This window comes from Candidatus Bathyanammoxibius amoris (genome assembly GCA_024451685.1).
Classification (GTDB): domain Bacteria; phylum Planctomycetota; class Brocadiia; order Brocadiales; family Bathyanammoxibiaceae; genus Bathyanammoxibius; species Bathyanammoxibius amoris.
This window is the reverse complement of record JAMXCW010000001.1, coordinates 251,534-278,247: the sequence shown is the minus strand read 5'-3', so window position 1 is coordinate 278,247 and position 26,714 is coordinate 251,534. Positions and strand designations below refer to the sequence as shown.

22 protein-coding genes are annotated in these 26,714 nt (G+C 51.9%); 18 read left to right on the top strand and 4 right to left on the bottom strand.

What is annotated here, in order from left to right; genetic code table 11:
• The first annotated feature begins 37 nt into the window (after nucleotides 1-37).
• The 9 genes from NOU37_01315 to NOU37_01275 all read left to right on the top strand — a co-directional run bounded on the left by NOU37_01315 (nucleotide 38) and on the right by NOU37_01275 (nucleotide 9,173).
• Nucleotides 38-856, top strand: coding sequence for a transketolase (locus tag NOU37_01315; protein MCQ4573878.1), 819 nt, complete (start codon nucleotides 38-40; stop codon nucleotides 854-856).
• Nucleotides 857-866: 10 nt separating this feature from the next.
• The gene (locus NOU37_01310) at nucleotides 867-1,823 is read left to right on the top strand and encodes a transketolase family protein (protein ID MCQ4573877.1); all 957 of its coding nucleotides are present in this window, start codon (nucleotides 867-869) and stop codon (nucleotides 1,821-1,823) included.
• Nucleotides 1,824-1,825: 2 nt separating this feature from the next.
• Nucleotides 1,826-3,106 (top strand): S41 family peptidase, encoded by a 1,281-nt coding sequence (locus tag NOU37_01305; protein ID MCQ4573876.1) that lies wholly within the window; start codon nucleotides 1,826-1,828, stop codon nucleotides 3,104-3,106.
• A 3-nt stretch (nucleotides 3,107-3,109) separates the two neighbouring features.
• Nucleotides 3,110-4,120, top strand: a complete 1,011-nt coding sequence (gene tsaD, locus NOU37_01300) for a tRNA (adenosine(37)-N6)-threonylcarbamoyltransferase complex transferase subunit TsaD (GenBank protein ID MCQ4573875.1) — start codon at nucleotides 3,110-3,112, stop codon at nucleotides 4,118-4,120.
• A 17-nt stretch (nucleotides 4,121-4,137) separates the two neighbouring features.
• Nucleotides 4,138-4,896, top strand: coding sequence for a nickel pincer cofactor biosynthesis protein LarB (gene larB / locus NOU37_01295; GenBank protein MCQ4573874.1), 759 nt, complete (start codon nucleotides 4,138-4,140; stop codon nucleotides 4,894-4,896).
• A gap of 259 nt (nucleotides 4,897-5,155) precedes the next feature.
• Entirely contained in the window at nucleotides 5,156-6,418 is a 1,263-nt protein-coding gene (locus NOU37_01290) for a hypothetical protein (protein ID MCQ4573873.1), read from the top strand.
• Between the two features lie 220 nt (nucleotides 6,419-6,638).
• A complete protein-coding gene (locus NOU37_01285; GenBank protein ID MCQ4573872.1) occupies nucleotides 6,639-7,523 on the top strand; it encodes an NAD(P)H-hydrate dehydratase in 885 nt (294 codons plus the stop codon).
• A 114-nt stretch (nucleotides 7,524-7,637) separates the two neighbouring features.
• Nucleotides 7,638-8,111 carry a CBS domain-containing protein gene (locus tag NOU37_01280; protein ID MCQ4573871.1) on the top strand — a complete coding sequence of 158 codons (474 nt, stop codon included), beginning with the start codon at nucleotides 7,638-7,640 and terminating at the stop codon, nucleotides 8,109-8,111.
• 102 nt (nucleotides 8,112-8,213) lie between these two features.
• Nucleotides 8,214-9,173, top strand: a complete 960-nt coding sequence (locus NOU37_01275) for a phospholipase D-like domain-containing protein (GenBank protein ID MCQ4573870.1) — start codon at nucleotides 8,214-8,216, stop codon at nucleotides 9,171-9,173.
• A 37-nt stretch (nucleotides 9,174-9,210) separates the two neighbouring features.
• Here NOU37_01275 and NOU37_01270 read toward each other — a convergent pair whose 3' ends face one another.
• The 4 genes from NOU37_01270 to priA form a co-directional block, all read right to left on the bottom strand.
• Nucleotides 9,211-9,561 (bottom strand): hypothetical protein, encoded by a 351-nt coding sequence (locus NOU37_01270; GenBank protein MCQ4573869.1) that lies wholly within the window; start codon nucleotides 9,559-9,561, stop codon nucleotides 9,211-9,213.
• Between the two features lie 345 nt (nucleotides 9,562-9,906).
• On the bottom strand, nucleotides 9,907-10,902 hold the full coding sequence (locus tag NOU37_01265) for a pentapeptide repeat-containing protein (protein ID MCQ4573868.1): 996 nt from the start codon (nucleotides 10,900-10,902) through the stop codon (nucleotides 9,907-9,909).
• An 89-nt stretch (nucleotides 10,903-10,991) separates the two neighbouring features.
• Nucleotides 10,992-12,533, bottom strand: a complete 1,542-nt coding sequence (gene guaB, locus NOU37_01260) for an IMP dehydrogenase (GenBank protein MCQ4573867.1) — start codon at nucleotides 12,531-12,533, stop codon at nucleotides 10,992-10,994.
• Nucleotides 12,534-12,576: 43 nt separating this feature from the next.
• Nucleotides 12,577-14,829, bottom strand: coding sequence for a primosomal protein N' (gene priA / locus NOU37_01255; GenBank protein ID MCQ4573866.1), 2,253 nt, complete (start codon nucleotides 14,827-14,829; stop codon nucleotides 12,577-12,579).
• 355 nt (nucleotides 14,830-15,184) lie between these two features.
• On the opposite strand from priA, the gene NOU37_01250 reads away from it, so the two are divergent.
• From NOU37_01250 to NOU37_01210, 9 genes are all read left to right on the top strand, one after another.
• Nucleotides 15,185-15,661, top strand: a complete 477-nt coding sequence (locus NOU37_01250; GenBank protein MCQ4573865.1) for a pentapeptide repeat-containing protein — start codon at nucleotides 15,185-15,187, stop codon at nucleotides 15,659-15,661.
• Between the two features lie 270 nt (nucleotides 15,662-15,931).
• Nucleotides 15,932-16,996: a 3-isopropylmalate dehydrogenase gene (locus NOU37_01245; protein ID MCQ4573864.1), complete on the top strand. Its 1,065-nt coding sequence runs from the start codon at nucleotides 15,932-15,934 to the stop codon at nucleotides 16,994-16,996.
• A gap of 2 nt (nucleotides 16,997-16,998) precedes the next feature.
• Nucleotides 16,999-17,637 (top strand): HNH endonuclease, encoded by a 639-nt coding sequence (locus NOU37_01240; protein ID MCQ4573863.1) that lies wholly within the window; start codon nucleotides 16,999-17,001, stop codon nucleotides 17,635-17,637.
• Nucleotides 17,638-17,647: 10 nt separating this feature from the next.
• The gene (lpxK, locus tag NOU37_01235; GenBank protein MCQ4573862.1) at nucleotides 17,648-18,718 is read left to right on the top strand and encodes a tetraacyldisaccharide 4'-kinase; all 1,071 of its coding nucleotides are present in this window, start codon (nucleotides 17,648-17,650) and stop codon (nucleotides 18,716-18,718) included.
• Nucleotides 18,715-19,704: a hypothetical protein gene (locus NOU37_01230; GenBank protein ID MCQ4573861.1), complete on the top strand. Its 990-nt coding sequence runs from the start codon at nucleotides 18,715-18,717 to the stop codon at nucleotides 19,702-19,704. Before lpxK ends, NOU37_01230 begins: the two co-directional genes overlap by 4 nt.
• Nucleotides 19,705-19,734: 30 nt before the next feature.
• Nucleotides 19,735-20,160 (top strand): YkgJ family cysteine cluster protein, encoded by a 426-nt coding sequence (locus tag NOU37_01225; protein ID MCQ4573860.1) that lies wholly within the window; start codon nucleotides 19,735-19,737, stop codon nucleotides 20,158-20,160.
• A gap of 43 nt (nucleotides 20,161-20,203) precedes the next feature.
• A complete protein-coding gene (gene rfaE2 / locus NOU37_01220) occupies nucleotides 20,204-21,664 on the top strand; it encodes a D-glycero-beta-D-manno-heptose 1-phosphate adenylyltransferase (protein MCQ4573859.1) in 1,461 nt (486 codons plus the stop codon).
• A 73-nt stretch (nucleotides 21,665-21,737) separates the two neighbouring features.
• Nucleotides 21,738-22,280 (top strand): HAD family hydrolase, encoded by a 543-nt coding sequence (locus NOU37_01215; protein MCQ4573858.1) that lies wholly within the window; start codon nucleotides 21,738-21,740, stop codon nucleotides 22,278-22,280.
• An 18-nt stretch (nucleotides 22,281-22,298) separates the two neighbouring features.
• Nucleotides 22,299-26,684: an AAA family ATPase gene (locus NOU37_01210; protein MCQ4573857.1), complete on the top strand. Its 4,386-nt coding sequence runs from the start codon at nucleotides 22,299-22,301 to the stop codon at nucleotides 26,682-26,684.
• Nucleotides 26,685-26,714 lie beyond the last annotated feature (30 nt).

Here is a 26,714-nt window from a genome sequence, read left to right as displayed (position 1 = left end):
CGCGCACCGCTACTGATAAACAGGAGACAACCCTTTATTGAGTAGGCCGAGCATCGAAGTACTTGAGGAGAAGGCCCGGCAGGTCAGGAGGCATATAATACGCACGCTGGCCAAGGCCGGTTCCGGCCACCCTGGAGGCTCTCTCTCAGCCACGGACCTCATGGTGGCACTATACCACGGTAAGCTTAAACATGACCCCAAGAATCCTGATTGGCCCGATAGAGACAGATTTGTACTCTCGAAGGGCCACTCCTGCCCTGCCCTGTACGCCGTACTGGCCGAGACAGGCTATTTTCCGGTGAGTGAACTCGACACATTGAGACAGTTCGGCAGCCGGCTTCAGGGCCATCCCGACAGACGTCTGACACCCGGCATAGAGATATCCAGCGGCTCATTGGGCCAGGGCCTCTCAGTCGGACTGGGCATAGCCCTCGCAGCCAAGATAGACAACAAGGACTATCGCGTATACGTTATGCTGGGTGACGGAGAGATAGAAGAGGGTCAGGTCTGGGAGGCTGCCATGGCCGCCAGCCACTACGGTCTGGACAACCTCTGCGCAATAATAGATAATAATGGTTTACAGATAGACGGTCCCATTAACGAGATTATGTCGCCGCTGCCCATACACGAGAAGTGGCTGGCGTTCGGCTGGAACGTTATACAGATAGACGGACACGACCTGGAGAAGATACTCCAGGCATACGATAAGGCGGAAACGCTGAAGGGCAAGCCCACCGTTATCGTTGCAAAGACCGTAAAAGGTAAAGGCGTATCATTTATGGAAGGGGAGGCCGGCTGGCACGGAAAGGCCCCAAACCAGGAACAGGCCGAAAAGGCCCTTGCGGAATTAGCATAAGGACGCACACATGCCCATAAAAACGCCCATTACAAAAATGGTCTCAACCCGCGAGGCTTACGGACAGGCGTTACTGGAGTTAGGAAAATCCCACGAGGAAATAGTCGTACTGGACGCAGACCTGGCAAAGTCCACCACCACGGCAAAATTCGGTAAGGAATTTCCTGGCAGGTTCTTCGACATGGGCATAGCCGAGGCGAATATGATGAACACCGCCGCGGGGTTGGCCACCTGCGGGAAGGTCCCATTCGTCAGTACCTTCAGCATCTTTGCAAGCGGCCGTGCCTGGGAACAGATCCGCAATACCATCTGTCACAGCGGCCTGAACGTAAAGATAGTAGCCACTCATGGCGGGGTCGCCGTGGGTGCGGATGGATGCTCCCACCAGTGTATAGAAGACTTCGCCCTGATGAGGGTTATTGCTGCCATGACGGTCATGGTCCCATGCGACGCCGTTGAGGCAAAGAAGGCGGTAATTGCCGCATATAACCACGAAGGCCCGGTCTATATAAGACTGGGCAGGGCCGCCGTGCCCATCATAACGCAGGAGCAGGACGGCTTCTCAATCGGTAAGGCGATTACCCTGCGTGAGGGAAATGACGTGGCCATCGTCGCCTGCGGCATAATGGTGGCAGAGGCCCTTAAAGCGGCAGAGACACTCTCAGCCAAGGGGGTCGAGGCCTCCGTCATTGACCTCCACACGATAAAACCCATAGACAGTGAGGCCATCACCAGGGTGGCAAAACAAACCGGTGCCGTGGTAACTGCCGAACAGCACGCCCTCGATGGCGGTATGGGCAGCGCGGTCGCCATGGTGCTCGGAAAGGAATGCCCTGTCCCCCTGGAGATGATCGGTATAGACAACCGCTTTGGCCAGTCCGGTGACCCCGGCACGCTTTTCAAGGAATATCGCCTTACCGCCGACGATATAGCCGAGGCCGCCCTCAGGGCCTACAACAGGAAATAACAATGCCTATGTTACGCACGTCATACTGTCTGGTCTTAACCCTTTCCCTGCTAATAACCCTTAGCCGTCCCCTGCCGGCAGAGGAGGAGACAGACTATTACGAGGATTACGTGGAGCTGATAAAGGTGGTAAGGCTTATCAAGGAAAAATACGTGGACGAGGTGCAGCTTCACGACCTTCTCACAGGCGCTTATCGCGGGATGTTGCAAGAACTGGACCCCTATAGCCAGTTCATAAGCCCCGATGAGATGGAAGACCTCCGGATAGAAACGGAGGGAGAATTCGGCGGAATGGGCATTGAGGTCATAATGAAGGACGGCATACTTACCGTCATCACACCTATACTTGACTCACCCGCGTTTAAGGCGGGGATATTGCCCGGCGACAAGATTCTACGGATTGAAGATGAACCCGCGGAAAATATCAGCTTCAGAGAGGCCATAAAAAGACTAAGAGGCGCTCCAGGCACCAAGGTAACCATCAGCGTCCTACACCCTGATGAAACGGAAACCACAGACATCACCATAGAGCGAGACGTAGTTCAGCTAAAAAGCGTAATAGGCAGCAGGATAGTCGACGAAGAGGACAAGATAGGCTACGTTGCGGTCAGCACCTTTCAGGAAAATACCACAGAGGACCTCGAAAATGCCGTCACGGCGCTCCTGCAGGAGGGGATGGAGTCACTCATCCTGGACCTGCGGTTTAATCCCGGCGGCCTCTTAAACGTTGCTGTAGACGTCTCAGACAAGTTTCTCGAAGACGACGTAATCGTCTCTACGAAAGGCAAAGATCCGTCCCAAAACCATGTATACCTTGCAAAAAAATCCGGGACCTTTCCAAACTTCCCTGTTATTGTACTGATCAATAACGGCAGTGCCAGTGCGGCGGAGATCGTAGCCGGGGCCATCAGGGACCGCAAACGCGGTTTACTCGTAGGCACAAAAACATTTGGAAAGGGCTCGGTCCAAAGCCTTGTGCCGGTCGAGGACGAGGGAAGCGCCATAAAACTCACAACCGCTAAATACTACACACCTTCCGGGGCCTCAATTCATGATATCGGCATAGAACCGGACGTCGTTGTAGAACTCAGTAAAGAAGAGACAAGGGATCTGCATGAATCCATAATCAAACTGAAGAACACAAGCCTTTCCAGAAGAGACAGCGGTGAAGAAGCCTCACCTTTAGAAGAGGTCCCTTCAGACATCCAGCTCCAGCGAGCCCTGGACATCCTCAAAAACGACCAGCAGCTGTTCACCAAGCTACTTAACAACCCAACCCTGTGAGTAATGTTAATACTCGGTATAGAAACCTCTTGCGACGAAACCTCTGCCGCAGTAGTAGAAGACGGTTGCAACATCTTGTCGAACATCGTCAGCTCACAGGAGCAACTGCACCTAAAGTTCGGTGGCGTAGTGCCTGAAATTGCATGTCGTGCGCACATTGAAGCCATATTGCCGGTAATAGACAATGCGCTCCGTGACGCACGGACACAGCTTAAGGATATAGACGCGGTGGCCCTGGCAACCACCCCGGGGCTTATCGGCGCGTTGCTCATTGGTCTGACCGCCGCGAAGACCCTTTCATGGCTCTTCAAGCTGCCTCTGATAGCGGTTAATCACCTCCATGCCCACCTCCTCGCCAGCAGGTTAGAATACGGGGAAGAACTCCGGTTTCCCGCCCTGGGTTTCGTAATCTCCGGGGGACACACAAGCCTGTACCTCAGCCGGAGCGAAACCGATCACCTGGCCCTGGGCGCTACACTTGACGACGCGGCGGGAGAGGCCTTTGACAAGGTGGCAAAACTGCTGGGCCTTGGTTACCCCGGCGGGCCGGAGATTGACCGAATCTCGATAAGCGGCAACCCCGCTTCCGTCTCATTTCCCCGTTCATACCTGGAACCCAGCTCTCTGGACTTCAGTTTCAGCGGCCTGAAAACCGCCGTATTGTACCACTATCAAGGCCTCCAGGGACGTAAGGGCGAACTGAACCGGCAAGAGGTAGCCGATATCTCCGCCAGTTTTCAGGAGGCCGTAGTGGACGTCCTGGTGAATAAGGCCCTCCTTGCCCTGAAAAGGCATCGTGTGAACGGAGTAATCCTTGGAGGCGGCGTGGCCTGTAACTCCAGACTGCGAAAGAGATTTTCCCTGGCCCTGGAGGATCTCCCCGTCAGGCTCTTCTGCCCCTCACCTAAACTATGCACAGACAACGCCGCCATGGTCGCCTGCCTGGGTTACTACAAATACCTGGAGAGGGATTTTTCCACCTTAGAGGTTGAGGCAGTCGCTCAGGCCGTATAAACGCCGCGCATGACAACATGGATATAAATCTTATCAAAAAAATACTGACCAAGGTCCGCAAAGGAGAATACTCTATGGAACAGGCCCTGGAGCATCTCAAGGACCTCCCCTATAAGGACGTGGGTTTTGCTAAGGTTGACAGCCACAGGACGCTTCGCCGGGGCTTTCCGGAGGTTATTTTCTCTCAGGGAAAGACGCCGGAACAGGTGGTGAAAATAGCGCAAGAGATTGCACGAGGTGAAGGCGACATCCTGGCTACCAGGGCGAACCCTGAGATCTACCGGGCAATGCTCAAGAATTTCCCGAAGGCGGAGTATAATGAGACTGCCAGGACCATCACCATAAAGAAGACGCGGCGTAAGGCGCCAAAGGGGCTTATACTGGTGGTCACGGCGGGGACACTCGATATACCCGTGGCGGAAGAGGCAAGAGTCACGGCGGAGCTCATGGGCAACAAGGTAAAGACCATTTATGACGCCGGTGTCGCGGGCATACACAGGCTCCTGGGGCATCGCAAGGAACTATCGCAGGCAAACGTCATCATAGTGGTCGCCGGTATGGAAGGTGCGCTCCCCGGCGTGGTGAGCGGGCTGGTAGACTGCCCCGTGGTTGGCGTGCCGACCAGCGTGGGCTATGGCGCAAGCTTCGGCGGTATCTCGCCGCTGCTTACCATGCTGAACACCTGTTCCGAAGGGGTATCGGTCGTAAACATAGACAACGGCTTTGGCGCCGGCTACACCGCTTCCCTCATAAACAAAACACGTGCCAAGACATAGAAGCGCCTGCTGACGGCAGAAACATTTTAGGGCAAATTGTTCCAGGCAAAATCTTATTGACTTTTGTCACATAGCGAATAAATTATTAGGACAAATGACCTTTTAGGCTTACCGTCTGCGGGTAAGCCGTGCCCTGACACAGATCCTTACGGCAGGTTTTAATTTTAGTTTGCGTCTTCCTACATAGTATAGTAAAGTCTGCGTCTAAGGTCTTATTCTGAGGCTGTAGAGGGAAGACAGTACTGGAGGAGAAAAAAACATGCTTCATCAAGTGCAGGTACATCCTGCCAAAAGAAATAACAGCAAAACCGAAGTTTTCTTGTGGTATCCTATATTTTGTGTCCTGTTTTCCGCAATCTTTTTATTCGTAACGAATACCTCTTACGCGCAGTACGCCACCCCCAAGCAGGGAGAAGCGGTTTGGTCCGTTGCCGCCATTGAGACAAACGACGGCGGGTATTTGCTGCTTGGCGGAGCACTTGACCCCACCGGTTCAAACCTTGTGGATAGTTGGGTACTGAAGATGGACGCGCTGGGGGACATTCAGTGGTTCGATACATACGGGGGAAGTAAATCCGAGATAGCCAATGCCGTGGCCCAGACCGACGACGGGGGTTATATTGTGGCCGGCTATGAATATTCACCCGCCACCAAGCTTTCCGACGGCTGGCTTGTAAAGCTTGACGCCCAGGGAGACGAACTGTGGCAGAAGAAATATGGCGGCGACAACCAGGACGATTTGTTCAACAGCGTCCAGCAGACCGGCGATGGCGGCTACGTCCTGGGCGGTTCCTCATGGCCCACAAGTGGAGGTAAATCGGAAGGCTGGGTGTTGAAGACGGATTCCACGGGAAGTATACTGTGGCAGAGGACCTTCGGTGGACGTGGTGACGACCATATCAACGTCGCCAGGCAAGTCCCTGATGGGGGATACATAGTTGTAGGAGAGACCCTGGCCCTTGAATCCGGGCTGAAGGACGGCTGGGTAGTAAGGCTAAACGCCGAGGGAAACAAGCAGTGGGAAAAGGTTTATGGCGGAAAAACCGACGACTCGATAAACGCCGTCTGGCTGACTGACGACGGCGGGTATATAGTTGCCGGCGCCACGAACTCCTTTGGTTCTGGAGGCGACGATATGTGGCTGATGAAGCTCTCCTCCACAGGCGAGACGGATTGGCAGACGGTCTACGGTGGCGAGGAGGATGATTTTGCCTACTCCATCCAGCAGACGGCCGACGGCGGGTACATAGTCGCCGGTGGTACTACTTCCTTCGGCTCCGCGGGTGACAGCTGGATAATCAAGCTGGACCCCTCAGGCAACGCCACCTGGCACAAGACCTTTGGTGGAGAGTTTTATGACACGGCAACCTCCATCCGGGAGACAGCCGACGGCGGCTATATAGTGTCCGGCAGTTCATACAGCTACAGTCCCGACGGTGTAGAGCAGGGTAAGGCCTTCTGGGTGGCCAAGCTCGACGCCAAGGGTGATGTGGTGTGGTACAGAACCAAGTGGCAGGCGTAACCGGTTTCATAAACTAAGCCACTGACGCTATTGTCTCCGATTAGATAGTCAAAGCGGGTACCCCAGGGTTTTGGCCCGGCGGTACCCGCTTTTTTTTACTCCTTGCCGCCCGGTTCCTCCAATGTTTTCTCCGTCTTGGGGGTCATATTGCCTGTTTACTCCGGTGATATAATTTGCTAGCCTGTCAAATGCCAAACAGGCATACAGACAGGATGGTTGAATGAAACGAATCACGGTCTTACCCCCACTTCCAGAGCGCAAGGCCGATTCCCATAAGGGTACATACGGCAGGGTACTCGTCCTGGCCGGTTCATCGGGGATGACAGGGGCGGCCTGCCTTGCCGCCAAGGCCGCCCTGCGCAGCGGGGCCGGGCTTGTAACCCTGGGCATACCGCAGGGTCTCAACCCAATTGTCGCCTCAAAATTGACCTGCGTAATAACAAAACCACTGCCGGAGACCGCGGAACAAACACTTTCCTACGAGGCAAGGGATGAGATAGCGGGCGTGAGTAAGAACGCACAGGTAATTGCCCTGGGTCCGGGGCTTTCTCAGAACCCCGACACGAAAAAACTTGTACTCTGGCTCCTTAAAAACCTTGAGGGACATCTGGTAGTAGACGCCGACGGCCTCAACGCCCTGGCGGAGAAACCAGACACGTTAAACAATATAAAAGCAGACATAATCCTGACCCCTCATCCAGGTGAGATGGACCGCCTCATGGCCCTGGACTCCGCTAGTTCGAGCCGCAACCACGGCCGGCGTGAAGAGGTGGCCGCCAGGTTCATAAAAAAGTATCCCCGTGTCACACTGGTACTTAAGGGACACAAGACCCTCGTAACCCACAGCGACAAGCTGTATGAATGTACGACAGGCAACCCCGGCATGGCAACCGCGGGTACGGGCGACGTGCTGACCGGCCTCATCGCGGGTCTGTGGGCCCAGGGAGTATTCTCCGCCTTTGACGCCGCCGTGCTGGGGGCATATCTCCACGGACTGGCCGGCGATATGGCACGGGAGACCATGGGAGAATATTCACTAATAGCCACAGACGTCCTCGACGCCCTGCCAGAGGCCTTCGTTGCCTGTGGAAAAACCCGCAGGTAACGGGTGCTTGATAACATTAATCCTTTGAAAAGAACCCCTCTCTATGATATATTCTCCTTGTAGTTCTTTAAAGTTTCTTCCCGCCCGGGTTACTAGACAGATGAGGAGCTTCCAGTGAAAGTCGAGCGATGCTATGAAAAGGACAGCGTGGTTTTGAGGCCTGAGGATGGAGTAAAACACGCCGCCTCAAAGTTCATAAGCAACAAGATATGGGCCGCTCCGGTAGTAGATGATGACAAGAAGGTGGTAGGTATTATTTCAATCACAGACATGCTCAACACCTTTAGTCCGGACTTCCTTCCAATCCTCGGCAACGTAGATTACATAAAGGATTATGGCGCACTGGACATTACCATAAAAGACGTGGAGGAACTGGCAAAATTAAAGGTGTCTGACATAATGAGCAAAAACGTCATCACAATAGATGAAGACGGCGACCTCGTGGTTGCCATTTCACTTATGAAAACACACGGTTTCCGAACCATACCCGTCGTCAAACAAGGTAAACTTGCCGGAATGATCACCACCGTAGATATCTGCCGGAGGTTCCTGGAGGTGTGGGAAGGCAAGACAAAGGGTGAAGGTTAATTTGTTTTACGTCAACTTCTTGCCATGGATGCGTCAAAGCTCAAACACCTTCTTCTAAAACTATTTGTTTCATGCCTCCTCTCGGCGACCTGTTACGGGGAGATGGACGTAGTATTCTCCCCCGACAGTGACATACAAGAACTTCTCATAGACAATATATCCCGCAGCGACAGCCGCATAGACCTGGCCGTCTCAAACCTGATCTCAGGCGATCTCATCCAGGCCCTCACCGACGCAAGGGCGCGCGGTGTAAACATAAGGATGGTCGTAGACTATCAAAATACCCGTTCCAGGCCCTCACGGGTCGGCCTTCTAAAAGAGGAAGGGTTTAAGATAAAAGCGCTTAAGGGTGGGGCCGGCGGCCGGATGAACAACAATTTCGCTATCTTTGATGATAAACTGCTCATAACCGGCACTTACGACTGGACAAATAAGGCCCCAAAGTATAGCCACGAAAACGTTGTCATCCTAGACGACCCGGACGTCATCGACTCATACCGCGCGGAGTTTGAACGCCTTTACGGTGAAGAAGACCTCCTGGCCTGGACCAATCCCGTACCAGGGCCGGCCCAGGACACCCTGAATCGTGGTACATATACAGGCGGCCCCGTGCGGGAAGTACCCTTTGCAAAAGGGGAGATACCGTCTCCCAAAGAAATACCGCTTCCGGAATCCGCACGCGGCGACAGAGAATTTGTAGAGGTCACCATAGACGAGCTTAATAAACTCTTCGGCCCGGAGAGCACGTTGAGCAGGAATGAAAGAAATGAGCTCTGGAAACAATATGAAGGAAAATACGTCCAGTGGAACGGCGTCATCGTGTATAAAGGCCTGACACACTCCGACTGGAATACGGTGAAACTAGGTTTTGACATCGGGGAGTCGCCCGAAGTTTCCGTAATCTTCAGAGACGAATACGTACCGCAGTTAATGTGGATAAAAGAAGGCAGTGTTATAGCTTACACGGCGAGGCTGAATAATAGAAAGTCCTTCGGGACACTATACCGGCTTGACGACGGGCAAATCCTGGGGAAGTTAGTAAAAAAGGCCCCAGGGCGTTAACCCTGAGGCCTTTCTTGACAACTTTATTTATATCACCTTAATCCCAAACTGACTCTATCTTCTGGAACAGTTCGAGGACGACAAAACGCTTCTCACCTCTTAACACCACGTCCTGACACTTCTGGCCGCTTTTTCCGCCCCACTCACCTTTTGCACACACTGTGTAGCTTCCGGGAGTAAGGGTAAAGCTTGCGCAACCATTGTTCATTGTGACCTCCTCGTTGTCCCCTACAGTAACGGTAGCGTCCTGTATAGGAGCGTTACCCAAAGCAATGACAATGACGTCCAGAGATACTACCGGGCCTTCATCGTCAGCTGTGGCAAGGCTGCTAAAACCAGATGCCACCAAGAAAACAACGCAGATGGCAAATGTTGCGAATTTCTTCATAAACCCTCTCTCCTTTCTCTTAAGTACCTCTCCCCTAACTTCTTAAAAAATATTTTCCCTTAAGACTAAAACAGTCTCCCAATCATGGAATGAAGGGATTTTCCTCGTCAACTTTACGAAGGTACATATAGTACGGAATTAGTTCTGTTTGTCAACAAAAAAAGTTAGACTGCGGTGTAAGGTCATGCTTTACAAACAGATACACATGGGTAAAGTATTATATTATAATGTACGGCATAGTGTACCCCCGGGTGGGCAATCTCCCACAGGGCCACAAAAAGAAAAAAGCCGGGCAGTATACATTAATTCTTTCCGTACGCGTCTCAGACCCTGTAATAACACGCCTTATTCCACTATTGCGCCGTTTTCCTCAACGTACTTCTTCTGCTCGGCGGAAAGACCCTTGACTTCCCGAAAATCCGCATCCCGGAGCTTGGCATGTTGCAGGTCAGCACCTCTCAGGTTGGCACCGGTAAAGGTTGCGCCACCCAGGTCGGCATAGCCCAGGTTGGCACCGGTAAGGTCGGCGTCATTCAGGCTCGCCCCGTTCAGGTTGGCATCACTCAGGTTGCAATTGCTAAGGTTTGCCTTGCTCAGGTTGGCACCCTCGAGGTCGGCTATGTGCAGGTTGGCTCCATGCATATTTGCCCCCCTCAGGTCGGCATCCTCCAGATTGGCCTCCTTCAGCTCGGCGCCGCGCAGGTCGGCTTCACCAAGGTAGCACCCGGGGCAGGCCATCGTCTTTAACAGTGTATCTATATTTTCTTCCAAAGAACTTCCCGACTCAGGCCCTACCTTTACGCCAGGCGCTACAGAAACAGCTCCGGTCGAAGTGAAAACGGCGCCGCGAGCCGTGAGGTCCTCTACCTGTTTTGCGCTAAGACCTTTTGCCCCCGTAAAGTTCGCGCCCTTTACGTTGTGTGGCTTCAGGTAAGCGTTGGTCAGGTCTGCACCGCTAAAGTCCGCGCCGCCAAGGTCGGCCCCCTGCAGGTTGGTGTCATTAAGCCTGGCCTTAGTCAGAACGGCGCCTGTAAGGTCGGCAGACGAAAGTATAGCGCCCGTCAGGTCAGCACCGCTGAGGTCGGCTCCGCTGAGGTCGGCGGCCTCCATGTTGGCGCCGGTAAGGTCGGCGCCGGTAAGGTCGGCGCCACTGAGCCACACGTCTCCCAGCCAGGCATCATGCAGATTTGCGCCACTCAGATTTGCATCGTGAAGGTCGGCGATGGTCAGTATCTCTCCGCTGAGGTCAGCGCCGCTGAGATCACACCGGGGACACAGGTCCGTCTCCTTCACCTTCTTCAGGTCGGCCTCAGAATATCCATAGGCAGGATGCGGCGGCACACCCCGCCCCACAGGAAGAAACAAGATTGAAACAACAGCTACGGCGGTCAACAGTAAATATTTAGTAGGATTTTTCGGCGGAACCAATGTTATATTTCCCTTCGATCTATTACCTGCTTGAAGAGACCCAGATGAGGGTCTTTGTATGAGTACAGCCCGTGCACACCACCCTCCGTCTGGGCGGAAGAACTTCTTATCTCAAACCGCAGTGTTTCGTTATAGAGGGCCTTGTGCAGGTCCTCAAGGGTTCTGCACCCCAGGTCTTGCATTGAGTGTTTGATGCTCTGTTCCAGATATCCTACCAGGTCAACAACAGAACCCCTGTCAACCACGGCCCCGGTTACTCCCTGCGCGACCTTTACCTTATCCTCATCAGAAAAATATCTCTTTGCCCCACCCGCGTCCATGGCCTCAAACGAGGCCATCCCGCGATACTTTTTTAATCTAACCCCGCCTTCGTAGAAATATTCACCGGGGGTCTCCGTCGTACCGGCAAGCATCCCCCCCAGCATCACCGAACTGGCGCCAAGCGCTAATGCCTTGATAAGATGGCCCAGATTAGATATCCCGCCGTCGGCTATCATGGGTATCTTTGCGTATTCCCTGGCAAACTTCGCACAGTGATATATGGCAGAACCCTGAGCCCTGCCTACGGCCAGCGCCTCCTGTGTTATACATATGGAACCACTGCCCATACCTATCCTGAGGGCATCCACCCCGGCATCTATCAGGGACTTACACTGCCTGGCCATCACCACGTTGCCGCCAATTACCTCCAGATGGGAGTATTTATTTTTCGCGTACTTTACCTGGTCTATCTGATAAACGGAGTCGCCCTGCGATGCGTCAATAACAATCACGTCCACCCCGGCGTCCGCCAGTGCGTCCAGTCTGTCTTTATCCTCCTCCTTTGTGGAGATAGCGGCGCCCACCAGGAGTTGCTTATCCTTATTTTTGGAGGCGTAGGGAAAGTCCTCGTTCTTCAACAAGTCCGTCCTGCTCATAAGCGACACAAGCCGTCCTTCTTTGTCGACTATGGGCAGCTTGCCTTTCTTGCTCTCCTTAAGAATATTGTTGCCCTCCAGCAGGGTTATTCCCACAGGGGCGGTTATAACCTCTGTCGTCATCACATCGCTGAGGCTCTTGGTGTCGTTTGTCTCGAAGCTTATGTCTCTTTGAGTCACTATACCAACCAGCTTTGAACCCAGCTTGCCGTCCTCGGTAATTGGTATACCGGAGAAGCCGTACTGCTCCTTAATTCTACGCACATCGGCGATAGTGTTATCACTACGAAGCACGACCGGCTCGGCAATGAAACCGTTCTCAAACCTCTTGACCCTCCTTACGTGTTTTGCCTGCTCCTCTACCGTGTTGTTGTAGTGGATGATGCCTATACCGCCCAGGAGCGCCATCTGGATGGCCATCTTAGACTCCGTCACCGTATCCATCGGAGAGCTGACAATAGGTCTCTTCAACACGAGGTTCCGGGTCAGCCTGCTATCAAGTTGTACCTCATCCACGTTAAAATCTATATGGCCCGGGAGCAGGATGAAATCGTTATAGGTGATGCCGCCCCTCTGGTTAAAGAAGCCCTCCGCCTCGTGGCCGTTAGCGCTGCCGTCGAATCCCATATCCTTTATTCTCCCATTAAGTTTTTTTGCATCATACTACTTATTACAACATATTATAGGGGTCTACGTCTACAATCTGCCTGACGCCGCCGGAGGTGGCTTTAATGTCGCCTAGCCCACGCTTCAACACATCACTTAACACCTTGTGGGAAGGCGCCTTAAGGGTGAGGTGCCAGCGGTAATTGTCCCTTATCCTGGAAACTGGCGCAGGGGCGGGCCCCACCACCTTTGTCCTCGTCTGACCGTTACTGCCACAGGCGTCCTTCAGGGCCTTCGCCACATGCAGGGCCCTTTTCTCGACCGCGCTTTCATTCCTTCCCCGGAAAACCATCCGGGCAATCACGCCAAACGGCGGATAACCAAGCAACCTCCTGTATTCCAGTTCACGCTTCGCGAAACCTTCGTAGTCATGCTCCGCCGCCGCAAGGATAGAGTACTGGTTCGGGTTAAAGGACTGTATAATAACCCTTCCTCCTTTCGGGCCCCGGCCGGTACGGCCCGCCACCTGAGAGAGCAACTGGAAGGTCCTCTCGCAGGCACGAAAATCCGGAAAATTGAGTATTGTGTCAGCGGAAATAACCCCTACCACAGTCACGTTGGGGAAGTCAAGCCCCTTGGCTATCATCTGTGTCCCTATCAGGATATCCACGTCCCCGTTCTTCAAGGCCCTGAAGGCCTTTTCGTGGGCGTCGCGCCCTTTCATCGTATCACTGTCCATCCTCATCGTCTTATATTCGGGGAAGTGCTTGCGTATCTCGTCCTCTATCCTCTCCGTCCCCAGTCCGAAATAATTCATCTTCGACCCCTTGCAGTCAGGACACTCCTCCGGTGGATGCACCTCTTTGTAGCAGTAGTGGCAGAGGGCGACGTGATGTCTCTTGTGGTAGGTCAGGGTGATGTCACACCTGTCACACCTGAGCACGTAGCCGCACCTTTGGCAGCTGATAAATGGCGAGAAACCCCGCTTGTTCAGGAACAGGATAACCTGCTCACCCCTGGAGAGGCTCCGGCGCATAGAGTGTTCGAGGGGGTGTGAGAGGAGCCGTGTATACCTGCCCACGTGGAACTCCTGTTTCATATCCACCACCTCCACAGGGGGAAGCGGCCAGTCTCCCACGCGTTTGCTCAAGACGGCCCTTCCATACTCACCGGCTACGGCCTTGAAGTAACTCTCCAGTGAAGGAGTGGCTGAGCCGAGTATCACCACCGCGCCCTCCTCCCTTGCCCTCATAATGGCAACGTCCCTGGCATGATAACGCGGCGCCGTATCCTGCTTATAGGTAGACTCGTGTTCCTCGTCAATTACAATCAATCCCAATTTCTTAACGGGCGCAAATACCGCAGAACGCGCACCGATAACCACCCGGGACGTACCATCTCTTACTGCCTGCCACTGGGCGTGATGTTCAGCACCGGTGAGATAGCTGTGCAGCACCGACACGTTATCAAACCGCTCACTAAAGCGCTCTATGGTCTGGGGTGTTAGAGAGACCTCCGGGACCAGCACGATGGCACCAAGGCCCTTTCGGACAACTTCACGCAGGGCCCGCAGATACACCTCTGTCTTGCCGCTGCTCGTCACCCCATGAAGTAATACCACACCGAACCTGTCTTCCGCCAGTTTCGCCTTTATCAGGTCCAAAGCGTCCTGCTGTTCTTTTGTGAGGGTGAAAACAAGGTCTGAAGATCTGGGGGCGTGCCGGCCGGCCGGGACGTCTTCCCGGGGAGATAACTCGTAAGACTCTACCAGTTTACGTCCTATCAGGGCACGGATGCTGGAGGGGCCGCAACCACTAAAGCGCGAAAGTTCACGCACCGGCATCCCTTCCTCAAATGTCTCAAGCAGTATCCGAAGGGCCCTTCCCTGCTTGGGAGCCCTTTTGCTCAGGGCCGGCAGCTCTGCCTCTATCTCATCCCGTTTCCTCGCCAGCCTCAGCACCTTTACCACCTTTGTGCGGTGCCCCCTCTTCACGGCCGCGGGGAGCACTGCCTCAATGGCATCGCCCCAGGGACACTGGTAGCGCTGAGATATCTGCCGGGTGAGACGGAGCATGGCAGGGTCCATGGCCAGCCGGCCATCCTGCACCTCTACCACATCCTTTATCCTCTTGGGGGAAATGTCTGAAGGAGAGTCTGTCAGGCCCACACAATAACCGCTCACCACCCTGTTACCGAGCGGCACCTTTAAGCGTTTACCTACCTCAATATCAGCGGACAGGGTTTCAGGCACACTGTAATGTAGTGTCTTACCAATAGGCGCGTTAACAACTACCTCGGCATAGCGCCTGCCATTCACCCGATATCCTCCGTTTTTAGGTCTTTAGCAAAGAATATTAACACACATTCCAAACACTGTCAACTACCTGAAATGACGCCCGGAATCATTGCTCATGGGAGATTTACAAAAACCGCTCTGGCGCCGTATATCGTTCTTATCCGCGTGAGGCAGAGAAGTTACGCCAAATGGAGGTCCCGCCTCAGACGAGAAAATTTTTTACACTTTCCCACATCTATCCCCCAAGATATTTTAGAGAAATACTTGACACTGCATATATAAGATGCGTATGCTTTCTTTCTTGGAGTGTCGTGCGGTAAGTGAAAGAGGGGACCCCTATAAACAAAATAAAGTAGACCGGTAGGGGGTGTTGGAAATGGGTTGCATTAAGATATCATTATCCGCCGCTGCCCTCATCGTTTCTATCGGGTTTGTCACTATGGTTCCGGGCACACACTCAGATGTGGCCTATGGGGCATCGGTGGAGGAGAACAGAGAAAACCTGCTGAAGACGAAAGAATGTGTCGGATGCAATCTGGAAGGCGTCAACCTGGAGCATGTCGCCCTGCGTGGTGCCGACCTGCACTACTCCAATCTGCATAACGCCAAGATGCGATTTGCCAGACTGCACAGTGCCAATCTGAATGGTGCCGACCTGAGCGGCGCCGACCTGCGTAGTGTCGACCTGCGCAGTGCCGACATGCGCTATACCGCCCTGGTGGGGGCTATAGTCAAAAACGCGGACCTTCGGGGGGCAATAGGCATTACTCCCGCGCAGAAGAAGCATCTCAGGAAACGCGGCGCCATAATAAACCAGGGCGACAGAGCCGTCCCAGACGATAACGACGGATAACCCCAGAGATTACCCAACCCCCTCAACTCTCAGGCACGACTTGCTGCCATGTTCAAATGTCGGAGCAAGCTCCGATGCCACATTGGCCCCATAAATGGGGCAGCTACAAATTGCAAATTAATCGTATTAACAAATTATCGTATGGGCGGAGTTACCCCGCCCCCACACATCCCCCATCCAACCCTCCCAATTTTGCTTGAAAAGACTGCCTAATCTTATTAAAATAAAGAACTTAATATTTATTTTCGTGGGAGGTTCATTACAGAACAAGTGCATAAAATAGCCGTAATACCGGGGGACGGGATAGGCCCGGAGGTAGTCAGCGAAGGGCTGAAGGTCCTCGAGGCCGTTGGCAGGAAAAGAGGTTTCAAGTATGAACTAAAGCAGTACGACCTGGGAGGAGAGCATTATCTAAAGACGGGGGAAACGCTGCCGGAAGGCCTTTTAGAGGAGTTTAAGGGTTTTGGGGCCATATACCTGGGGGCGGTGGGACACCCTGATGTGGCCCCCGGTATCCTGGAACGTGGCCTTCTCCTTAAGTTACGTTTTGAACTGGACCAGTACATAAATCTGAGGCCCGTAAAGCTCTATCCCGGCGTAGATTGTCCGTTAAAGAATAAAACACCTGAGGACGTAGACTTCGTTGTTGTAAGGGAGAATACGGAGGGGCTTTACATTGGCGCCGGGGGTTTTCTCAGGAGAGGGACCCCCCAGGAAGTGGCCATACAGGAGATGGTCAACACCCGGTCGGGAGTTGAGCGCTGCATTCGTTACGCCTTTGAGCTGACTAAGAAGAGAAACAGCAAGGCAAAGAAGCTGCTCCTGTGCGGCAAGACAAACGTCCTTAACTATGCGCATGACCTGTGGATGAGGGTCTTTGAAGAGGTGGCCGGTGAATACCCGGACGTAACTACCGATTACGCGCACGTAGACGCCACGTGCATGTGGATGGTAAAAAACCCGGAATACTTTGACGTAATCGTCACGGACAACATGTTCGGTGACATAATCACCGACCTTGGGGCGATGATACAGGGAGGAATGGGAATAGCGGCGGGCGGGAACATAAACCCGGAAGGTGTTTCCATGTTTGAACCCATAGGCGGCTCGGCACCCAAGTATGCCGGTAAGAACGTCGCCAACCCGCTGGCGGCCATATGTGCGTGTGCAATGATGCTCGACCACCTGGGAGAGACGGAATCTGCCAGGGACGTGGAGGAGGCCGTTAAAAGGGTGATTCCCACCCGGCTAAAGGGACTGGGCGCGGGCAATATGGGCGCCACTACCCGGGAGGTAGGCGACATGGTCGCCACGGAGATAATTAAGAAGGTATAGACATGGCAAGGGCATATGCGCTGGATTCGAGCGTGCTGGTACTGAACAAATTCTTTATGGCGATGAACGTCATCAGTGCCAAGCGCGCCATTACTCTGTTGTACAAGAACTCTGCCGAGGTAGTGTCTATGGACGAGGGCAGGTACAGTTCGTACAACCTGGTGACCTGGCAGGACGTGTCGCTGCTCAAGGCCGAGCTTGAACTGCCGGAAGAGGACGAAGACATAAGCTGGATAAAGACCGTCTCTATAAGCATACAGGTGCCGAAGATAATTCGTCTCCTGTTCTACGAGAAAACGCCAAGGTGGGGGATAAAATTTAACCGGAGAAATATCTTTGCCAGAGACGGGAATCGCTGTCAGTACTGCGGCAGCAGGTTCCCGACCTCGGAGCTTAGCCTCGACCACGTGATGCCGAGGGCCAGAGGCGGTGAGGCCAGCTGGACGAACATGGTCTGTGCCTGCACCGAGTGTAACAAGCAAAAGGGCGGCAGGACCCCTAAAGAGGCGGGCCTGAACTTGATCCGCAGGCCCTTTGTGCCGAAACACAGTCCCGTCATCACCCTGAAACTAAACTCCAGCAAATACAGCTCCTGGAAGCAGTTCATTGACCACGCATACTGGTCTGTACCCCTTAAGTGAAAAAAAAGCCGTGGTACAGAATTTAAGGAGACTATATCTCTCCATTATCAGGAAGGAACAGAAGGGGCTACTTCCTTCTCTAGTCCTGTCCATACTCTCTTTACTTTCGTACTTCTATTACGCGGCACTCAGGATAAGGGGACTGCTGTACCGGTATGGCATACTTGAGAGCGTCCCGCTTCCGGTACCGGTAATAAGCGTAGGAAACATCACCACGGGCGGCACCGGAAAGACGCCGTGTCTGGAGTTTATAACAAGATTCCTTTTGGACAGGGGTAAAAAAGTGGCTATACTGAGCAGGGGCTATGCTGGAATGGAGATACAGGGGAATCAGGTAAACGACGAGTCTCTGGAGCTTGCGGAAAGGCTCCCCGGCGTGCGTGTCTTACTTGGAAAAAACAGGCTTTCAAGCGCCAGGAAGGCCCTGAAGGATGACGGCCCGGACTGCCTGCTCCTGGACGACGGTTTCCAGCACCAGAGGCTTGCCAGGGACCTGGACATAGTCGTGATAGACGCCCTTCAGCCCTTTGGGAACGGTGACTTGATACCGGCTGGAATACTAAGAGAGCCTGTAAACGGCCTGAACAGGGCAAACCTGCTGATACTGTCCCATACAGACCTGTGCGAGCCGGTAGAAATACAGGCCATTAAAAAACGCCTTGGCGAGATAGACTGCCACATACCCACCCTGGAAGCCGTCCATCACCCCTTACACCTTGAAGACATGACCGGCCGGCGTATTGACCTCCCCTGGCTGAAAGGCAAAAAGATATACGCCTTCTGCGGCCTCGGAAACCCTAAATCCTTCGAGAAGACACTGCAACTAACAGGCGCGGACGTTGTGACATTTAATGACTTTCCGGACCATCACTACTACAGTGCGGGCGAGCTGGCGGAAATAGACGCCGGGGCCGTGAAACTCGGGGTTGACGCCGTGGTCACAACCCAGAAGGACCTTGTAAAAATAAAGAATGTGGGGGATCACTCATGGCAAACGCGCATACTCTCCCTGAGGGTGGAGTTGAGGATTACAAACGGGCTTGACGTATTATCAGAGAAACTTGAAAAGGTAATCGCATGAGCACAAAAGGAACTGGCAAGGCGGCGGAAAAGAAGCTGGGCCGGCCCCTGAGCCTCAGCGGTTTGAAAACCTACTCGATAAAAGACAGAAAAGGTCTTGCGAACATAGAGCAGTTTGCAAAACCCTTAAAAAATATTCCTCCCGGGGGTTTTGGGGAATTCCTGGACTCCCTGCCAAAGATCCTGGCGGCAAGGTCTCTACTGGAGGTTGTCAGGGCCATCGTAGAGGCCCACAACAACGAACGCCCCGTGGTAATGGCCATGGGAGCGCACGTGATAAAGTGCGGCCTGTCTCCCCTGGTAATAGACCTGATGGAACGGGGGGTCATAAACGCCGTCGCCATGAACAGTGCCGTGGCCATCCATGATTATGAGTTGTCTCTGGTGGGCAGCACCTCTGAAGACGTGCAAAAATCCCTCAAGGACGGAAGTTTCGGCATGGCACGGGAGACCGCCGAGGCCATCCAGGAGGCCGCTTCGCGGGGAATAAAGGAAGACGTCGGTCTTGGCGCCGCTCTGGGCAGGAAGATTAACGAGGACGGCTGCGAGTTCGCCGGTTACAGCATCCTGGCCGCGGCAGCCAGGCTTGACGTACCGGCAACGGTTCACGTTACCATAGGCGCAGACACCATCCACATGCACCCGAACGTCTCGGGAAGCGACCTGGGTGGATCGAGCCACATAGACTTTCGCATTCTGGCAGGGGTGGTTGCAAACCTTGAAGGCGGGGTATGGCTGAACGTCGGCTCCGCAGTGGTGATGCCGGAGGTATTTCTCAAGTGCCTGTCCGCAGCAAGAAACCTGGGCAATGAGGTGCAGAATTTCGTGACCGTGGACATGGACATGTTGAGACACTACCGGCCCACTGTAAACGTCGTCCAGCGTCCAACACAGCAGGGCTACTCACTGACGGGACATCATGAGATAATGCTGCCCCTGTTGAGGATGGGGATACTCTCTCTTCTCGACCAGGAGGAAGTTTCGTAACCTGTAACCATGGATATGAAAGGGTATGCCGTGACAGTATTGGGCAAACAACTTCGTAGAATCTACAATGACCTGGATAAGGAGCTCTCCGCAGTGGCCCCCTCGTGCGGGGCATGCGGCGAATGCTGTCATTTTGACAAATACGGCCACACGCCGTACACGAGCGGCTTAGAGGTGGACTACATACTCCACAACGCCGGACGGCCGGAGATAGCTGCCGAAAAGGGGGTCTGCCCGTACCTCGTTGACAACAGGTGCACGGTAAGAAAATACAGGCCCCTGGGGTGCAGGACGTTCTACTGCGAGGAGGGGTGGAAGGACACGTCATCTGACATCTACGAAAAGTATCTCCGAAGGATTAAGGGCCTGTACGAGGCAAACGGTATGGAGTGGAACTACGCGGAGATGCTTGTTCTATTAGACAACGCCGCGTGCGGGAGTTCATGCGTTGCATAGCAAACTGATACAAATACTGTCAGACATTAAGAGTCCTACCGTAATGGTGGTAGGCGATCTCATGCTTGACAGGTACGTCTGGGGAGAGGTAAACCGTATCTCGCCGGAAGCCCCTATACCCGTGATAAACGTGACTCAAGAAGAACTACGCCCCGGCGGTGCGGGTGCCGTCATAACCAATCTCACCCACCTCGGCGCAAAAGTCTTCTGCACGGGGATACTCGGTAAAGACCCGGCAGGCCAGGACCTCCTGCGGATTATAAAGGATTTAGGGGTGGATACCTCCGGGATATTTACCGAGAGTGAACGCCCGACCACGGTGAAGACCCGGATAATGGGCCAGTTGCATGCCGCCGGGCGCGCCGTCCAGCAACTCCTCAGGATCGATTACGAAAAGACACACCCCGTACCGAAGACGATAGAAGACAAGGTCCTGGACTATATCGGGGCGAACCTCCACCGGTGTGACGCCGTGGCCATATCGGACATGAACAAGGGGCTGCTCACGGAAAGGCTCCTCAGCGCCATCGCCGGCCTGGGACAAACCGCGGGAAAACCCGTTATCGTAGACCCCAGGGTGAACCGCAACTGCTCGTCCTACAGGGGTGTCACCGCAGTCACCCCCAATCGCCACGAGACGGAGATAATGACGGGCATAAACATCTCAGGCCCGGAAGACCTCAAGAACGCGGGAGACAAGCTGGTAAGCGAGCTGGACCTGCAGTGCGCCGTAATAACACTCGACAAAGACGGCATATTTCTGTACCAGAGGGACGGAACCAGCCAGATACTATCCACAGACCCCCGTGAGGTATATGACGTTACCGGCGCCGGCGACATGATACTGAGCATGATAACGTTTGTGGTGGCCGGGGGCTTCAGTTTCGCAGAAGCGGCACGGCTTGCCAACGTGGCCGCGGGTATTGAGGTTAGAAAGATAGGCGTCGTCCCCGTCAGCAAGGAAGAGATGCTCAGAGAACTCTCCGGAAACCACTCCGCGCTTGAGAAGATTCAGGCCGTTAAGAAACTCAAGAAGATACTCGACAAACACCGCACAAGGGGAGAAAGAATAGTCTTTACCAACGGCTGTTTTGACCTCCTGCACAGGGGCCACGTAGAGTATCTCGGGTTCGCACGCAACCAGGGTGAGTTGCTGGTGGTAGGGCTCAATTCCGACCGCTCCGTTAGTGACATGAAGGGGCCGGGTCGCCCTGTATTGCCGGAGCAAGACAGGGCCAGAATACTCGCTGCCCTGGAGGACGTAGACTACGTGGTTCTGTTTGACGAGCCTACCCCGGAGAAACTGATAAAGGAAGTAAGGCCGGACGTGCTGGTAAAGGGCGAAGACTGGAGGGAAAAAGGAGTGGTGGGACGTGAGTTCGTGGAATCTTGCGGGGGTAAAGTGGTACTCGCGCCGTTTGTCGAAGGTATATCCTCCACCGACATCATATCCAATATCGTGGAAAACCACCATAAAGCCCCTCAACAGCCTCATCTAAAATAATTAAAGCAATAATGAATATCAACATCGAAAAGGAACTGTTTGAAGGGCCCGCGTCCGAAAGGGATAAACAGGCATGAGCAGAAGGGCCGCTTTTATAGACAGAGACGGGACAATCGTCAGGGGCGTCGAATACCTGCGCTCTCCCGATGAGCTGGAGGTCTTGCCCAACGCCGCGGAGGCGATAAGACGGTTTAATGAGCGTGGATACCTCTCGATAATAGTGACAAACCAGTCCGGGATAGCCAGGGGGTTTTTTACGGAAGAAACGCTGGCGGCGATTCACCACAGGCTTTTAGACATGCTCTCGGAGGAAGGCGCACGCATAGACGCCGTCTACTACTGTCCCCATCTGGCCGGCGGCGCCGTGGAGCCATACGGCATAGACTGCCAGTGCCGCAAACCCAGGCCGGGGATGCTGGAGAAGGCGGCCAGAGAACATGACATAAATCTCTCAGAGTCGATAATGATCGGCGATACCCCCGCCGACATAATGGCCGGTAAGGCCGCCGGCTGTAAGACCGTGCTGGTACAGCCCTCCGCGAACGGCTTCGATATGCCTGAAAGTCCCGATTTGATTGTAAAAGACCTTATGGGCGCGGTCTCATTAGTATCTTAATGTCAGGACGCCAGAAACATGTCACTTGGTCATTGTGAAAGGTGCGAACATTATACAGATGTGGTGTTTGATAGTATTAACGAACAATGGTTGTGCGATGAGTGTTTAGATACACCCAGCGAACTTATCAATACCATTCTTCATTTACCAAAGGACACCTTTGCAGAAGAAAAAGATGCTCCACTTGCAAAGTGCGAAATGAACGATAAAGACCCTATAAAGAATGTGGTTATCTGTCCAAATTGCGGGCAAAAACTTAACGCACCCAAAGGAAGTTCTTTAATTACATGCTATCGCTGCAAAGAAGTCTTTGACTATCCAACCTTTAAGCTTGAGTCCCACCCACAAAAAGAACAATTACATCTCTTTGAAGGGCAAGAGAAAGATGTTCCGTTTACACATAAATTGGAAGAACAAAAACAAGGAAATCCTTCTTTTGTTGACACTGAACCACATTTGTTGGGAGAAGCAAGAGATAAGACAACACGGTTATTTGACTACATTGCAAAGGTGCTTTCTATTGACCTTCCAGTAATACGCAATATCATAGAACACAAAGAACAACTCTGGTGGTTAAATGATGTGCCCGTAGGGTCTTCCTGTCGACTGAGAAAAGTAGATTCTGTTGAAGCATCAGAAGAAGCATCGGAAGAGGAGTGGTGGTTAAGCGTCAGGAAAACAGAAATAAAAGAAGCGCCATCCTTACCCGAAGAATTACAAGACTGGGTAGAGTTAGATTTTCACAATCCTTCTAAATTACCTGAAGCATTTCCGTCAAGAAGCCGCGAAGTGTCCTCCGGTGACTACTACAACAAGGAAGAACTTCCTGAGAACGCAGATAAAAACCAACAAGTAATCGACAAAGAATTAATATCAGAGAGATTTGAGGATGACCCCACGAGAGCCGACTTATTAAATGACTATATAGCTAATCAATGGGGGCCTTGGTCAAAAAAGTTTATGCCTTACTTTAGAGCTAATCGGCTTTATCGCGAGCTTTATTCCCTTCACCAGAGATTGCAAATAGACGGTGAGCGTATTGAACTCCTATTTGGACATGCATTACTTACCTGGAAACACAAGGAAGGAGTTACAATAAGTCATCCTCTTTTTGTTACACCTATTGAAATTCATTTTGATCCTGACGAACGGGTCATTTCTCTCCTCCCCAGCGCTACGCTGCCAACGACGCCAGAGTTTGATTGTCTACGTGATTTAGAATACGACAACATGACGCAAATTGTTGAATTGACTGATAAATTGACAAGAGAACCACCCAACGTTTGGGACAATGAAGAAATATACGGGTGGACCCAAACTATTACCGGTCTAATTAGTCCAGAAGGAGCTAACAAGTATGATGAGTCAACATGCTCTAATCCCCCCATTATGAAACAACCATCCATTTGGAATGCTCCCAATTTTTTTGTAAGGCCAAGAGCCAAGAAGTTTTGGGTACAGGATGCAGAACAAGTACGTGATAATATAAAGGAAGATAGTTCTATTCCTTGGTTTATCAGTTCCCTAACCAGCGATCCTGCCGATAAGCAGCTAACTAATAACGTTGATGACGAAAATGTTGCTTCAGAATATATTCCGGAAGGAGAGTTACTTCTTCCGCTTAAGTATAATGATGAGCAGAAGGAAATTGTGCAACGACTACGCAAGCATAACGGAGTGTTGGTTCAAGGGCCGCCGGGAACGGGGAAGAGCCACACAATTGCCAATATTATCTGCTCTCTGCTTGCCCGGGGGAAACGTGTCCTTGTAACCGCCCAAACAGACCGAGCACTTAGAGTGTTGCGTGAAAAGATCCCTAAAGAGATTCAAAGCTTATGTGTTAGTCAACTCAGCAGCGACAGGGCTTCAAGGGGTGAAACTAAGGCGGCAGTCAATGCAATATGCGCAAAATTGGATCGAGCTAATACCCGTGAAATTCAATCACGTATTGATGAGATTCGGCAGAAACTGCGGAGCAATAGAGAGCATCAAGCCAGGTTAAGAAACGCTCTTTGGCAATGCGAAGAAGTAAACTTTGAAACCCTACCTTTAGGGGTAGAAAAAATTGATGCAGTAAAGGCTGCAAAAGAGATTTCAGCTAACCAAAAAGAACACGGTTGGCTCCCTGACAAACTTGCTCCATCAGATGAACCTCCTCTGACAAATGAAGAGTTAGAAGAATTATGCCAATTGCTTTCACAGATTGACCCGAAGGACCAAAAGATACTCTCTCAAGGACTCCCAAGGCTGTCCAATATGCCAAGTTCTGGCGAATTCAACGATGTCATTTCTCATCTTAAAGGCATTTTGTCTGCTCTTGAACAGTTTGAGGAAGTACCTACCGTGTTTAGAGAGGAACTTGACAGTACCTCCACAGATTTTATAGATGAAACCAATCAACTTACAAAAGAAGCACTTGCCAAACTATGTAATATCAGAGAGGACTGGCAGCATAACATCCTGAGCCATCTGTCTGCACAAGGTGACCAGAGGGTTTTATGGCATGAATTTGCCAGCAAAGCCCATAACACGTTAAATAAGGCGTGGCCTCATTTTAAAAAAATCCTACACCATGAAATTAGTTGTACACCCACTCAAAGTAATATTGACTACGAATTAGGTATTTCACAATTGTGGAAGTATGCAAAAAAAGGAAAGAAACTTAAAAAGCCATTGTTTGGATGGCCAAAGGAAGCAAAAGCAGTTTTGCAATGTAGCAAAGTTGATGGTGCACCGCTAGCCACTGTTGAGCAATTAGAGGCACTAGGGGCTGATTTTAATTACAAAAAAAATATTCGGGACTTTAAAAAGTTCTGGTCTGGATACAGAGGGCTTATTAACGCTCCTGATTTAAGGGATGACACCCCTTTACCCCTTCAGGATTTTGAGGAGAAATTAAATCAAGTTAAAGAGGTCTTAGATTGGGAGGAGAAATATGGACTAGTTCTCACTTCCAAGTTAGATGCTTTAGGTGTCCAGCAACAAAAGGCTTATCAAGTCGAATTCTTACGAGAATTTTCCAACTCACTGGAACACCAACATCTTGTTCGTGAAGATACACGCCTAAACAAGATTTTTAAAGATTGGGTTAATAACTTGCCGCAAGAAGCTTGTACGGCAGATTCTCGTACCTTATGGGGACGCATCAGGCATGCATTCGAGCAAAAAGATTACACTGCTTACCAAGAGGCATACAATGAGGTGATACGGTTAAATCAGCTTACGCCCAAAATTCTTAAACTAGAAGCATTACTTAGTCGATTAAGCAAGGTTGCCCCGCTATGGGCCTCACAGCTGAAAGCTGAGGCAGTTAGAAACAGAAGCCTTAGCCTGCCTAAGGCTTGGCAGACAGCCTGGCGGTGGAGCAGACTCAGTAGCTGGTTGGACGACCTTCACCGTTGCGGTGATATTGACTCTTTACAGAAACAGCAAGAGAGGGAAAAGGATAATGAGCGACAACTGGTAACGGAGTTAGTAACTAACCTCACATGGCAAAGACAGATTGAGCTTGTTACGCCTGAGCAACGGCAGGCGTTGATTGCATGGTCACAGGCGGATGCAAACTATGGCAAAGGTACAGGACCGAGAGCACACCACTATTTGGCCGCAGCACGAGAGGCGATGCGGAAGGCACGAGGGGCTGTCCCTATATGGATTATGCCGTTACACAGGGTGGTTCAATCATTCTCTCCACCTTGCCCGGATATGTTTGATGTTGTTATTGTGGATGAAGCCAGTCAGTGCGACATACGTGCCATCCCTGTGCTTTATCGTGCAAAAAAGGTCCTTATCATTGGTGACCCGCAGCAAATTAGTCCGGCAGGCCTGTTTATCAATAAAGAAAAGGTTTTTCAACTGATAAAGCAATTCCTTAAGGGAATCCCATTCCCAGAAAGCTTCGCGATCGAAAATAGTCTTTATCATATTGCAGAACTTAGGCTTCCGACAAGGACATTTCTCAAAGAACACTTCCGCTCTGTCCCAGAAATTATAGAATTTAGTAATCACCATGTCTATGTTAACGACAGAATAGAGCCTTTGAGGATACCGAACCCTGGTAATGCTTTACTGCCGACACTTAACGCTGTTCCCGTACGCAATGGGTTTAAAAACGAAAACAACGATGTAAATGAACCTGAGGCAGAGGCGCTTGTAAACAGATTAGTTGAGTGTTGCAAAAACCCAAAACATAAAAACAAGACCATGGGCGTAATTTCACTACTTGGTGAGCAGCAAGCAAAATACATTGATAAGTTACTTAGTAATTCCCTTGATGAACAAGAGATAGATAGACGCAAAATTATTTGTGGAGATGCCTATTCCTTCCAGGGAGATGAGCGCGATGTAATGTTCTTATCTCTTGTGATTGCAAATAACGCAGGATTTAATGCCTTGGCTAAATGAACTGACAAGCAACGTTTTAACGTTGCTGCT

Excerpts from the sequence above, each read along its gene's own strand:
- tsaD (MCQ4573875.1), top strand. The coding sequence starts at position 3,110 with ATGTTAATACTCGGTATAGAAACCTCTTGCGACGAAACCTCTGCCGCA.
- NOU37_01275 (MCQ4573870.1), top strand. The coding sequence starts at position 8,214 with ATGGACGTAGTATTCTCCCCCGACAGTGACATACAAGAACTTCTCATA.
- NOU37_01215 (MCQ4573858.1), top strand. The coding sequence starts at position 21,738 with ATGAGCAGAAGGGCCGCTTTTATAGACAGAGACGGGACAATCGTCAGG.
- NOU37_01240 (MCQ4573863.1), top strand. The coding sequence starts at position 16,999 with ATGGCAAGGGCATATGCGCTGGATTCGAGCGTGCTGGTACTGAACAAA.
- NOU37_01230 (MCQ4573861.1), top strand. The coding sequence starts at position 18,715 with ATGAGCACAAAAGGAACTGGCAAGGCGGCGGAAAAGAAGCTGGGCCGG.
- NOU37_01270 (MCQ4573869.1), bottom strand. The coding sequence starts at position 9,561 with ATGAAGAAATTCGCAACATTTGCCATCTGCGTTGTTTTCTTGGTGGCA.
- NOU37_01210 (MCQ4573857.1), top strand. The coding sequence starts at position 22,299 with ATGTCACTTGGTCATTGTGAAAGGTGCGAACATTATACAGATGTGGTG.
- guaB (MCQ4573867.1), bottom strand. The coding sequence starts at position 12,533 with ATGGGATTCGACGGCAGCGCTAACGGCCACGAGGCGGAGGGCTTCTTT.
- NOU37_01285 (MCQ4573872.1), top strand. The coding sequence starts at position 6,639 with ATGAAACGAATCACGGTCTTACCCCCACTTCCAGAGCGCAAGGCCGAT.
- larB (MCQ4573874.1), top strand. The coding sequence starts at position 4,138 with ATGGATATAAATCTTATCAAAAAAATACTGACCAAGGTCCGCAAAGGA.
- rfaE2 (MCQ4573859.1), top strand. The coding sequence starts at position 20,204 with ATGGTGGTAGGCGATCTCATGCTTGACAGGTACGTCTGGGGAGAGGTA.
- NOU37_01290 (MCQ4573873.1), top strand. The coding sequence starts at position 5,156 with ATGCTTCATCAAGTGCAGGTACATCCTGCCAAAAGAAATAACAGCAAA.
- NOU37_01310 (MCQ4573877.1), top strand. The coding sequence starts at position 867 with ATGCCCATAAAAACGCCCATTACAAAAATGGTCTCAACCCGCGAGGCT.
- NOU37_01250 (MCQ4573865.1), top strand. The coding sequence starts at position 15,185 with ATGGGTTGCATTAAGATATCATTATCCGCCGCTGCCCTCATCGTTTCT.
- NOU37_01305 (MCQ4573876.1), top strand. The coding sequence starts at position 1,826 with ATGCCTATGTTACGCACGTCATACTGTCTGGTCTTAACCCTTTCCCTG.